The 11,721-nt window shown below is 51.7% G+C and carries 12 protein-coding genes; 7 read left to right on the forward strand and 5 right to left on the reverse strand.

The window, feature by feature from the left end; translation table 11 throughout:
* From B3F49_RS09425 to rbr, 3 genes are all read left to right on the forward strand, one after another.
* A partial coding sequence (locus tag B3F49_RS09425; protein WP_293910640.1) for a hypothetical protein occupies positions 1 to 261 on the forward strand: 261 nt, incomplete at its 5' end.
* On the forward strand, positions 233 to 802 hold the full coding sequence (locus B3F49_RS09430) for a Fur family transcriptional regulator (RefSeq protein WP_293910642.1): 570 nt from the start codon (positions 233 to 235) through the stop codon (positions 800 to 802). The genes B3F49_RS09425 and B3F49_RS09430, both read left to right, overlap by 29 nt.
* Positions 803 to 813: 11 nt before the next feature.
* Positions 814 to 1,356 (forward strand): rubrerythrin, encoded by a 543-nt coding sequence (rbr, locus tag B3F49_RS09435; protein ID WP_293910644.1) that lies wholly within the window; start codon positions 814 to 816, stop codon positions 1,354 to 1,356.
* Positions 1,357 to 1,400: 44 nt separating this feature from the next.
* Here rbr and B3F49_RS09440 read toward each other — a convergent pair whose 3' ends face one another.
* From B3F49_RS09440 to B3F49_RS09450, 3 genes are all read right to left on the reverse strand, one after another.
* Complete coding sequence (locus B3F49_RS09440; protein WP_293910646.1) at positions 1,401 to 2,627, reverse strand: amidohydrolase family protein; 1,227 nt, start codon at positions 2,625 to 2,627, stop codon at positions 1,401 to 1,403.
* 24 nt (positions 2,628 to 2,651) lie between these two features.
* A complete protein-coding gene (locus B3F49_RS09445) occupies positions 2,652 to 4,340 on the reverse strand; it encodes a glutamine--tRNA ligase/YqeY domain fusion protein (RefSeq protein ID WP_293894537.1) in 1,689 nt (562 codons plus the stop codon).
* Between the two features lie 86 nt (positions 4,341 to 4,426).
* A complete protein-coding gene (locus B3F49_RS09450) occupies positions 4,427 to 4,945 on the reverse strand; it encodes a hypothetical protein (RefSeq protein WP_293894534.1) in 519 nt (172 codons plus the stop codon).
* Positions 4,946 to 5,022: 77 nt separating this feature from the next.
* Between B3F49_RS09450 and B3F49_RS09455 the strand changes: the two genes are divergently transcribed.
* From B3F49_RS09455 to uvrB, 4 genes are read left to right on the forward strand one after another with little or no spacing between them, the layout of a single operon-like run.
* Positions 5,023 to 5,829 carry a phosphohydrolase gene (locus B3F49_RS09455; RefSeq protein WP_293894531.1) on the forward strand — a complete coding sequence of 269 codons (807 nt, stop codon included), beginning with the start codon at positions 5,023 to 5,025 and terminating at the stop codon, positions 5,827 to 5,829.
* An 11-nt stretch (positions 5,830 to 5,840) separates the two neighbouring features.
* Positions 5,841 to 6,812, forward strand: a complete 972-nt coding sequence (locus B3F49_RS09460) for a carbohydrate kinase family protein (RefSeq protein ID WP_293894528.1) — start codon at positions 5,841 to 5,843, stop codon at positions 6,810 to 6,812.
* Between the two features lie 35 nt (positions 6,813 to 6,847).
* Positions 6,848 to 8,140, forward strand: a complete 1,293-nt coding sequence (locus B3F49_RS09465) for a S1C family serine protease (protein WP_293910648.1) — start codon at positions 6,848 to 6,850, stop codon at positions 8,138 to 8,140.
* Position 8,141: 1 nt separating this feature from the next.
* Positions 8,142 to 10,211, forward strand: coding sequence for an excinuclease ABC subunit UvrB (uvrB, locus tag B3F49_RS09470; RefSeq protein WP_293910650.1), 2,070 nt, complete (start codon positions 8,142 to 8,144; stop codon positions 10,209 to 10,211).
* Here the strand turns inward: uvrB and B3F49_RS09475 are convergent.
* Positions 10,196 to 11,119, reverse strand: coding sequence for a caspase family protein (locus B3F49_RS09475; RefSeq protein WP_293894519.1), 924 nt, complete (start codon positions 11,117 to 11,119; stop codon positions 10,196 to 10,198). The genes uvrB and B3F49_RS09475 overlap by 16 nt on opposite strands.
* 32 nt (positions 11,120 to 11,151) lie before the next feature.
* On the reverse strand, positions 11,152 to 11,721 hold a 570-nt coding region (locus B3F49_RS09480), incomplete at its 5' end, for a hypothetical protein (protein WP_293910652.1).

Raw genomic sequence — 11,721 nt, forward strand, 5'->3', positions numbered from 1 at the left:
TCATCCGATCGTCCCTCGTATGGGGAGAGAAGACCCTTCGGAGACAGAAGCGAGCGCCCCCCGGTGCGCAGGGGTGAAGACCGACCTGCAATCTCATCCCCACGTGATGAGGCTGGATCGGAAGGCAGGGTGAAGCGTGAACGCAAATCTTCCCCCAAGCCTTACGGTTTTGACAAATTCCGTGAGACCAGAACCAGGGGAGAGAACGAGAACGACTCCTTCTTCTGGCTTGATGATGAAGGAAAAAACAAGGATAAATAATGCTATCCTGTTCTGCGAAACCCCAGGATTCCCTGGGGTTTCCTCGTGGATGTCCGGTTTTACCAGTATCTTGTTGACACTGTGCCAGGCCTGGACTATTATAACTATTGAGATTCGATATCATTTAGGAAATTCAATGAAAGAGAAGCGGCAGACAATACAGAAAGGATTGGTTTGGGAAGCTGTCACCACTGCTGCAAACCATCCGAATGCTGAACAAATTTACGAGAACATTGTGCTGAAGCATCCTTCCATCAGTCGGGCAACGGTGTACCGAAATTTAAACATGCTCGTGGATGAGGGAAAGGTGAAGCGTATTCGCATGCTTGGCGGCCCTGATCATTTCGACCGTACCCTGGGTAATCATTACCATATCCAATGCACGAGTTGCAAACAGGTGAGCGACATCGAAGTGTTCGGTGATATCGATTTTAGTACCAAGAATGTGGAAACTTTCGGATACGTCCTCGAATCGTACGAAATAGTGTTCAACGGGATTTGTCCCGATTGCCAAAAAAAGCATGCTGCCCAAAGGCAGTGAAGGAGTAAGGTATGGAATTGAAAGGATCTAAGACCGAAGCCAATTTGAACGCCGCATTTGCAGGGGAGTCCATGGCTCGTAACAAGTACACGTATTATGCCTCCCAGGCCAAGAAAGAAGGCTATGTACAGATTGCCAATCTGTTTGAGGAAACTGCTTTCAACGAGAAAGAACACGCCAAGATTTGGTTCAAGCTTCTACAGGAAGGCGGGGAGATCCATGATACCGCCACCAACCTCAAGGATGCTGCCGCCGGCGAGCATTACGAGTGGACCGAGATGTATGTTGGTTTCGCCAAAGAAGCCCGTGAGGAAGGTTTCAACAAGATTGCCACCCTCTTTGAAATGGTTGCTGCCATTGAGAAGCACCATGAGCAGCGCTATCTTGACCTCTTGAAGAATGTTGAAGGTGGCTTGGTATTCAGCAGAGAGGGCGACCAGATTTGGAAGTGCTCCAACTGCGGGCATATCGTTATCGGCAAGAAGGCTCCAGGCATGTGCCCTGTATGTGCCCATCCCCAGGCATATTTCGAGATTGTTGCCAAGAATTACTAAGCGTATTTGGTGTACAGCGACAGAGGCAGGCTCAAGGCCTGCCTTTATTCTTGCCCGATATGCATGAAACGAAGCGGATTGACCGATACCATTGCATGAACTTCGTCATCGGAAAGCGGGGATTGCTCGAACATCCGATAATAGGAAGTATAGCTTTCAACCTTCATCAGGTTGACTGAGAAATCAGTCCCGAACAGCGAACGACTCAGGATGACCCGTCGCTTCTCTTCCTCCAAGGAATTAAGATAATTGACCAATTGTAGATAGAAGTCCGGATTGGCCCCGCTGAAGGATACATCGGCATAGATGTTGGGATAGAGCTGCATCAACTCGGTGATCTCGTAGAACCAAGTGGAGTCGGGAACTTTGCTGGTCAGGCTGGAGATGACTGTGATGGGATTCTTCTGCAATGGCGTATATTGCCAGCCATAATGTGCAAAGTCGATACGAAGCAGCGGAAAGCGTGCGAGTACCGGTTTGTAGGCTGAAGGGGCTGTGTACTTCCATGCCTCCTTGGCCGGGATTCCACGAAAACCCTGGTCGTCGCAGTGCGTCATGATGGGGATGTTGTTCTGGCTGCAAAACTCATAGATGTAGAGGACCTTTTGGCGCTCGATCTCATCGGAAGGCCATGGGTCGTATCCAAGCGGCGGATAGAACTTGATGCCGTAAAACTGCTTGTTCCCGGTTGCGATATAGGTGGACAAAAGCTCCTTGATGAAATCCAGGGAGTGGACGGGTGGATTGATTCCCAAAAATGGAAAGAACTCGAACAGTCCATCGGGCCGCTGGCTGTGGTAATAGGAAAATCCCTCAAGCGAATCTTTCACGTAATCGAGGATTTTCTGTTCACTGGGAGTGGGGTAGTACAGAGTTTCCTTGCGTACCAGGCTGCTGGAAAAATCCATAAGCAAGGGACACATCGCCATTTTGTCGTAGGTACGTCCCCGCATATGCATTTTCCCTTCCCTTATATACGGAAGTTCAGGCCTGGGAGCTCCTTCCTCATGGGAGGTGAACACCCCGCGTAGGTCATCTTCCATCATCACCAAGGTCTGCCCGATGGACTGTTCGAAGGTGGTCAACGTATTGGTCAGTCGGTTGAGGAGCACCGGACCTTTTCGGTTCTTGGCCGTGAGGATGTAGCCGGGGGAAAGTGCTCCGCTGGTGATGAGTTCGGGAATACCCGTATCCAGCGAAGCGAGGAAACTGATGAGGTTAGGATGGGAAATATGCATCACATGGAAGTGCTGGTCAAAGAAGTAATCCATAATTCTCTCTCTGCAGTACGTGTCTTACACACCCATTTTCTGTTTGAGCTTCGCCCAGGAATCCTTCAGGGTCACGGTCCGATTGAAGACCAAACCTTCGCTGCGGTTGTCTTTGCAGAAGTATCCGTTTCTGATGAACTGCAGGTAATCGCCAACCTTGGCGTTGAGAATCTCGGGTTCGGCTTTTGCATCGGTAACAATTCTCAAGGAATCGGGATTCAAATCATCCAGATAGTTGCCGGTAGCCGCTCCAGGATACTCGGACAAGAAGAGTTTGTCATACAGGCGAGCCTCTATGGTAATGCCCTCTGAAGCGCTTACCCAATGGCTGGTGCCTTTCACCTTGCGGTTGTCCGGGGTTGTTCCTCCCCGTGACTCGGGGTCGTAGGTGCAGTGTACTTCAACCACGTTGCCGTCCTCATCCTTTACAACCGAGTTTGCGGTGATGTAATAGGCGTATTTCAGGCGGATTTCTCCTCCGATGAAGAGGCGGTGATACCCCTTGGGGGGTACTTCCATGAAGTCTTCCTTTTCAATATACAGCTCTCGGGAGAAGGGTATCTGATGAGTGCCGCTATTGGGATCTTCGGGGTTTTTCACAGCCTCAAAGTACTCAACCTTTCCCTCGGGATAGTTGTCGATGACCAGCTTCAAGGGATCGAGAACGACCATCAACCGCTCAGCGCGTTTGTTGAGGTCTTCGCGGACACAGAATTCCATCAGCGAGTAATCGACTACGCTCTCGACCTTCGCGACACCGATACGGCTGACAAAGTCCTTCATCGATTCAGGGGAATATCCTCGTCGACGGATTCCGCTGATGGTGGGCATGCGCGGGTCGTCCCATCCATCTACGATCCCCAGCTTCACCAGATTGAGCAGGCGCCGCTTGCTCATCACCAGATAGTTGATGTTCAGACGGGCGAACTCATACTGATGCGGGGTGTGGTCGATGCCGTCGATTGACGTGGCCCAATCGTAGGCCGGGCGATGATCCTCGAACTCAAGGGTGCAGATCGAGTGGGTGATGCCTTCAATGGCGTCGCTGATGGGATGGGTGAAGTCATACATCGGGTAGATGCACCATGTATCGCCTGTTCGGGGATGGGTGGCAAACTTGATCCGATAGAGCACCGGGTCGCGCATGTTGATGTTCGGGCTGGACATGTCGATCTTCGCTCTGAGGACATAGGAGCCTTCAGGATGTTTTCCTTGGCGCATCTCCTCAAAAAGCCTGAGATTCTCTTCAACGCTCCTGTCTCGGGAAGGGCTGTTTTTCCCGCCCTCGGTCAACGTTCCCCGATACTCTTTCATCTCTTCGAAGGTCAGGTTGTCGACATAGGCTTTGCCTTCCTTGATCAAGCGCACGGCAATCTCATACAACTGCTGATAATAATCCGAGGCATGGTACTCATATTTGCCCCAATCAAAACCGAGCCAGCGGATATCGCGCATGATGGACTGGATATACTCGATGTCCTCTTTTTCAGGATTGGTGTCATCGAGTCTGAGATGGCAGCGGCCTTTATATTTTTCTGCAAGACCGAAATTCAGGCAGATCGATTTGATATGTCCGATGTGCAGATACCCGTTCGGCTCGGGAGGGAACCGGGTGACTATGGTGTTGTCGGGGACCCGGCCGTTGGCTAGGTCATCCTCGATGATGCGCTCAAGAAAATTGAGGGGAGTCTTCTCTTCAGTTCGTTCGTCCATATAAAATTCTTCCTTATGCCCTTCCAAAGGGGCTCGTTTGGAGATAGCTCATAGTAGCATAAGCACACTGCTTGGACCAGTACAGTTCAAGCCTCTTTGGTGTACCGTATCGAGTGCATCCAGCCTTGCATGCTCTGCTCGGTAGCGTTGGTAAAGTACGGGCCGAAGCTGATCGATTGTTCAACCCCTGGAAGCTGAAAGTTTCCGATCCAGATCTCTTGCTCCTCACTTCGATACCCTATGGTCAAAAGGGCTGAGCTTCGTCGCAAGAGCCACGTAGCCTCGTCCTGCCCGAAGGGTCGGGCGATGACGGCCCTGCTGTGAAAGCCCGCGATTGACATATGGATCTCAATTTCTTGCCGACTCATGCCTACTGCAGCAAACGTCGTGTCCAAATGGTAGACACAAAGGCCTGTAAACCCGCCTTCACAAGGGACATTCAGTTTTGCCTCAAACATGAATGATTCATCGCTTACAGCCAACAGCAAGGGTCCGTTCGGCAGACTCATGTGGGCTTCTACTTCAAGTTTTACCTGTCGATAGTCCTTTTCCCACACCGATGGTCTGCCCATCCAGCGAAAGTCGCGCATTGTGATTCGTCTCATGCTTGCAGTATAGGCAGTTTGTCTCATTTTATCCACAGACTCTTTCCGTTGTTCCGAAGTTGTTGTAGTCTTAGGGTATGAAGTCACCAAAAGAACTCCATCTGGAACGACAATTGCTTTCCCTGCTTCAAGAGGGAACCGACAGCCATTCCCTGGCTCAGCAGCTGACAAGCGACTCTGAGATCGAGGCTATTCAAGACTATGCGAACAGTGTTTCGATCAAACGGTTGAACTACAACGATCACGGCCCTGTGCATATGCGCCAGGTTGCGGTGAATGTGGTGAAAATGCTGTCGGTGCTCAAACAGGCCGGGGTGAAGACGTCTCTTGAGCAAGAGGATGCCGGAAGCTATGAAGACAGCTTGTGCGCCTTGTTGCTTGCCGCCTTTCTGCATGACTTGGGGATGAGTGTCGGAAGGACCGACCATGAGTTGACAGGGCTTGTCATTGCCAGGCCGATCATGGACCGGCTGCTGCAGGTCCTGCTGCCAAACGCTTTGGAACGTCGCATAGCCATCATGTCGATAGCCAGCGAAGGTGTCCTTGGGCATATGGCGAACCGAAAGATCTACTCCTTGGAAGCGGGTCTCTTGCTGGTTGGCGATGGATGCGACATGGAAAAGGGAAGGGCGCGTATCCCGATGAGCATCAGCACAAGCCCGAAGACCGGGGATATTCACAAGTATTCAGCTAATTCCATTGAGAAGGTAACCATCAGCAAGGGTGAAGGGGCTCCCATTCTCATCGATGTGCAAATGTCCAGCGATGTGGGGTTCTTCCAGATCGAGGAGGTCTTGCTGCCCAAGATTTCCATGAGCCCTGCCAAGCAGTATGTGCAGCTTCTTGCCGGAGTCATCGGGCAGGAGAAGAAACGCTATTTATAGGAGAGAGCAGTATGATAGGTGTCATCGGTGAAGCCTTGATCGATTTCATTTCCAAGCCTTCAAATCTTTCAACGGTCAGCTTCGATTCACATGTAGGCGGGTGCGGTCTCAATGCTGCCACAGCGGCATCGCTGCAGGGTTCTGCTGTCGGGTTCATTGGAAAGCTTTCAAAGGATATGTTCGGCATGAGGGTGTTGGACCATTTGGTGGAGAACCGGGTGATGTTCGATCCCGCCCTGTGTGCTGCAGAACAACCTTCCTTGCTGGCCTTTGCTTCCTTGGATGAGCACGGGAAGGCGACCTATGCGTTCTATTGGAAAGGCTCGGCTCCAGTCACCCTGAACAAGGAGGAGCTGCTCTCTGTGATGGGAGTGCATACCGACCTCAGGGTGGTTCACATCGGCTCCCTCGTCCTGGCTTTGGAACCCGGTTGCCATGCGATTCTGGCAGCCCTCAAGGAGTACGAACCCCGTCCCATCATCTTTCTCGATCCCAACGTACGGCCGGCTGTAATCGACAACAGGCAATCGTATCTGAAGCGCATGGAGCAGGCGTTCGGCCTGGCCTCGCTGATCAAGCTCAGCGACGAAGACCTTCTCTACCTGTATCCCGGCGCGGATGTCAAGAAACAAGCCAAAAAGCTTGCCTTCGATTACTCGGCACATACCATATTGACCCTGGGAAGGGACGGCAGTATTTGGTTCACCCCCGAGGGACTGGAAGTCAGCATGCCGATCATCGATCTGCCTGTCATCGACACGGTGGGAGCCGGTGATACATTCAGTGGAGCCCTGCTCTCCTACCTGCACGAACGGGATTGCTTCGGCTCCGACGGCCAGCTGCCCTGTCTTGGTGTGCTTGATGAGCACCTGATCATGGATGCCCTCAGATGGGCGAGTGCTGCAAGTGCAATAAACTGCTCACGAAGGGGTTGCGACCCTCCGACAAAAGAGGAAGTTCTGACGCTCCTGTCCAGCCTATAGTTGCCTAGCTCCCCCTTTGGAAGTACACTAGGGACATGCTTCGAACTACACGCACCACAGTAATCCGGATAGTGCTAGCCATCCTTATCGGTACGGCCAGTATTGTTTTTGCCTACATCCTGATTCGTTGGACCAACTCCATCAATGAGGACAAGCGCAAAAAAGATCTTGCCCAGGTACTCAAGGGCGTGGTTGAGGCACAGGGCGTGGAAGGGTTGCTTTCCTTATCCGGTGTTCCGGTGTCAAATATATTCCATGGTGAGGATGGTCTGATCCTTTTCGAGGGTGATGAGCGTTCCTGGATGTATAGTGCCGATGAGAAGCAAACCATCAGTGTCTATGAGCAAGCAAACAAGAGTGTGGTGCATATCACCACGATTGCCGAATCCCAGGTGAATGCATTCATGGACGTGCTTCCCGCCCAGGGTACCGGAAGCGGAATAATTCTCTCATCCGATGGATACATCCTTACCAATGCCCATGTGGTTGAGAAGGCCGCCAGTTTGAAGGTGGGACTGTACAACAACCGGACCTATCCTGCCACGCTGGTGGGTATCGACAGCGAGGATGACCTGGCTGTGATAAAAATCAATGTCGAGAAAGAAGTGGTGCTCAAGCCGATCACCTTGGGCACCAGCGAGGAACTCAAGATTGGACAGAAAGTCATCGCCATCGGCAATCCTTTCGGATATGATCGCACGCTGACGGTCGGGGTGGTGAGCGGTTTGAACAGGCCTGTCCGAACCGGTGACGGGAAAATCATCATGAACGCCATCCAGACCGATGCCTCGATCAACCCGGGAAACAGCGGCGGGCCATTGCTCAACGGACGGGGGGAGGTGATAGGGATCAACAGCACCATCTACTCAACCACCGGCAGCTCTCAAGGATTGAACTTTGCCATTCCCATCGATACTGCCATTGCCGTCATTCCCGACCTCATCAAGCTGGGCAAGGTCAGCCGAGGCTGGCTCGACTTGGCGGCAGTGCAGCTCTCCCCCCAATTGGTAGCCTATGCGAAGCTCCCGGTTGACAAGGGTGTACTCATCAGCCAAGTGGTAAGCGGCGGTTTTGCCGACAAGGCGGGCTTGAAGGGTGGAAATCAGATGGTCCAATACGGTTCAAGTGTGATATACCTGGGCGGCGACATCATCACAGCAGTCAATGGTGAAGTGGTGGAAGATCTCAACGATTTGTATCTTGCCCTGCTGCCGCTGAAAAGCGGTCAAAAGGTGAATGTGACGGTGAACCGCAAGGGTGAGATCAAGCAGATGAATGTACAGCTTATTGAACGAACGGCGCAACACGTAAGCGCATTGGTGCGATAATATGGAAGAACTCAAAGTAGATGAGCGATGGGGAGGGGAGTCGGTAACAAATGTGCATGGCGACGTCTCCTATCAGAATAAACGCTTCAAGGTGGTTTCAGCATACGACCCTTCGGGAGATCAGGCACAGGCCATCGAGGCCTTGAGCAAGGGTCTTGAACAGGGTGACTTCCATCAGACCCTCAAAGGGGTTACCGGTAGTGGTAAAACCTATACGATGGCCAAGATTATCGAACAGGTGCAGCGCCCTACCTTGGTGCTTTCCCACAACAAAACATTGGCAGCCCAGCTCTACCGGGAGTTTAAGTCTTTCTTCCCTGAAAATGCCGTCGAATACTTCGTCTCAACCTACGACTATTACCAACCGGAGGCGTATGTTCCCGGCAAGGACCTCTATATTGAAAAGGATGCCGATATCAACCAGGAAATCGACAGGCTCAGGCTTTCTGCCTCCTTTTCCTTGATGGAGCGACGCGATGTCATTGTGGTGGCCACCGTTTCCTGCATATTCGGTTTGGCCAACCCTGTCTCGGTTCGTGACATGGTACATACGTTTGCCAAGGGTGACCAGTTCAACCATCACGAGGTGCTCGAGAAGCTGGTGAGGATGCAATATGAACGCAACGATGCCATTCTCAAGCGGGGTGCTTTCCGCGTGAAGGGTGATATTATTGAAATTTGTCCCTCCTATTTGGAGAATGCCGTACGAATCAGCGTGGATTGGGATGAGATTGCCTCCATCCAATGGTTCAATCCCGTGTCTGGAGAAAAGCAGGAGATGGTGGATAGCTACACCCTCTATCCCGCAAAGCAGTTTGTCATGCCTCCTGAGCAGGTCAAAGCAGCAATTGGACGAATTCGCAGTGAGATGGAGGACCAGGTCGAGCTCTTCAACAGCATGGGAAAACCGCTCGAGGCTGAACGGATCAAGACCAGGGTTGAGTATGACTTGGAGATGCTTGAGGAGATAGGCTACTGTTCAGGAATTGAGAACTATTCACGTCCTCTCTCAGATCGAAAGGCAGGCGAGCGTCCTGCGGTGCTGCTGGATTATTTCCCTCCGGACTTTATTACGTTCATAGATGAATCGCATGTCACCCTCCCGCAGGTCGGTGCGATGTACGAGGGGGACAGGTCTCGGAAACTCAACCTGGTCAATTACGGCTTCAGGCTCCCCTCAGCCTTGGACAACAGGCCATTGAAGGCGGCAGAGTTTGAACAGGTCGTGCAGCAGCGCATCTATGTGTCTGCGACACCTGGCAAGACTGAAGTTGCCAAAAGTGCAAGAGTGGTTGAGCAGATTATCAGGCCGACCGGGTTGCTGGATCCCGAGATTGATGTCCGCCCTTCTGAAGGCCAGATGGAGAACCTGTATGGAGAAATCCGAAAAGTAGTTGCCAAGAAGCAACGAGTCCTGGTTACAACCCTGACAAAAAAGATGAGCGAGGATTTGACGGATTACTTCGCTTCGCTGGGCTTGAAGGTGCGGTACTTGCATTCGGAAATCGATACCATCGAACGGGTGGAGATTCTCAGGGACCTTCGGCTTGGAGTGTTTGATATCCTGGTGGGTATCAACCTGCTTAGGGAAGGATTGGACCTTCCAGAGGTTTCTCTTATTGCCATTCTCGACGCAGACAAGATTGGGTTCTTGCGGTCGACCACCTCCTTGATTCAGATCATCGGCCGGGCTGCTCGAAATTCCGAGGGGAGGGTCATCATGTATGCCGACCGGATGAGTCCTGCGATGGAAGAAGCCATCGGCGAGACGAATCGAAGACGGGAAATACAGACAGCCTACAACGAAGCGCACGGCATTACACCTACTACTATTGTAAAGGCGGTTCAGGACATCCTCGAACGGGAGCGTGAGGAGACGAAGGAAATCCAGAAGCAGGATCTATCCATTCTCAAGGGTGGATACAACCTCTTCAATGCCAACGACCGCAAAAAGTACATCAAGGCCTTGGAGAAGGAGATGCTGGAAGCTGCCAAGAACCTGGAGTTCGAGCGCGCCGCCGTCATCCGTGATGAGATTGTCGCCATTCGTGAGGGTCAGTTCTCGTCCTGACAGAGTACGAGATCCAGCGGCCCGCCGACGATGGTTGGGTGCTGGTAAAACGCTTGATAGGTTCCTGAGAGCTTGATGCGTTGATTCTCCATGATGTAGCTGTAGAGCCCGTCCAAACTCAATGAGGATGGCTTGTTCAAAAGACTTTGGGACTCTTCATCCCATCCAAGTCCTCCGAGCAGAGCCTCGGTGAAGTAGCCGTGAATGTGACTGCCTCCGATGGGCTCCTTGCTAGTGTTGTCTGCTGTCGTTGCAGCCATGACAAACACCTTCTTCTCATAAGAGCCCTTGCTGAAATAGGCCTCATATGCATCAGAGAAGATGGGCCGTGGATCGATGAGCGAGACTGATGTTCCATTTTCCAAGACAAAATTACCTGCATAGCAACTGTCGATGATCAACAGTGTGGTTCCTTTCGATGGTGCGAGCAGGGCAAACAGCTCATCTACGGAGAGCAGCAGTGATGGATCTACTGTGGTTGCATCGAGGAAGATTGTGCCCGATGCATCATCCGGTGCCAATACCCATGAGCCATCCTCCATGCCGTGACCACTGTAGGTGATCAAGAGCAGGTCTTGTTCCTGTTGGTTTTCAACGAGCGCAGAGAGCAACGTGGTTACTCGTTCCTTTGTCGGGAGAGACGGTGAGCTTGGATTGTCGTACGAATCATCGCTGCTTCCTTCCTGCAGCATCAGATAAGCAGAAGAATCTCGATTGGAGAAGAGGGAAGCGAATGCAGCTTCCTGCTCCCTGGCGTCGTTGATCGTGCCTGAGAGCACGTTTGCATTGGTCCCCCGGTAATTCAGCCCGATGGCTACATGGGTGAATGTTCCAGGCTCTGGATGTTGGTGGACAAGCTCACAACCAAGCAGAAGCAGAATGAGGGGAAATAGCAGAAGATGTTTCATGTGTATATAGGTATGAGAGTATGGCTTCTGCTTCAGAATCTGAACAGGACCATGTCCATGGCACCACCTGAGACGAGAGGGTGTTGGATATAATCGGAGAGGCTGAACAGGTTCCAATGGAGAGAGATGTCCGGGAGTCCTTCAATATAGTTTTTACTATATGCATAGAGAGCATCGACTGTGAGGGTGGAGCCTCGAGCGGCAGGGGGCATGGGTAGGTCCTCCACATCAGGATGAGGATACCCCCAGCCCAGAGCTTCAAGGATGGCGGCGGTGAAGGCGCCATGCATATGCTCTACAGACTTGCTTGAGTCCAAATCTACTTCATAGGATTCTGTATCAGCGCTTGCTGTGAGTACATATATGTCTGGCAATTCATATGAGGAATTCTCCCAATACTTTGCATACCAATCATCAATTGAAGAACCAAGTACCGTGTTTGTGCTCCCCGGGTTAACAGGCAGGGAAAGGCCGCTGTAGCAGGTGTCGAAGATGATGAGCTTGCGGCCATTTACCTTCTTGAAGTGATCCAATAGATTCTGGACATCATAGAAGTATTCTCCATCGGATGATGATGTCTTTGCCAGTGCTATACTTCCGTC

This window comes from Sphaerochaeta sp. UBA5836, assembly GCF_002432845.1.
Classification (GTDB): domain Bacteria; phylum Spirochaetota; class Spirochaetia; order Sphaerochaetales; family Sphaerochaetaceae; genus Sphaerochaeta.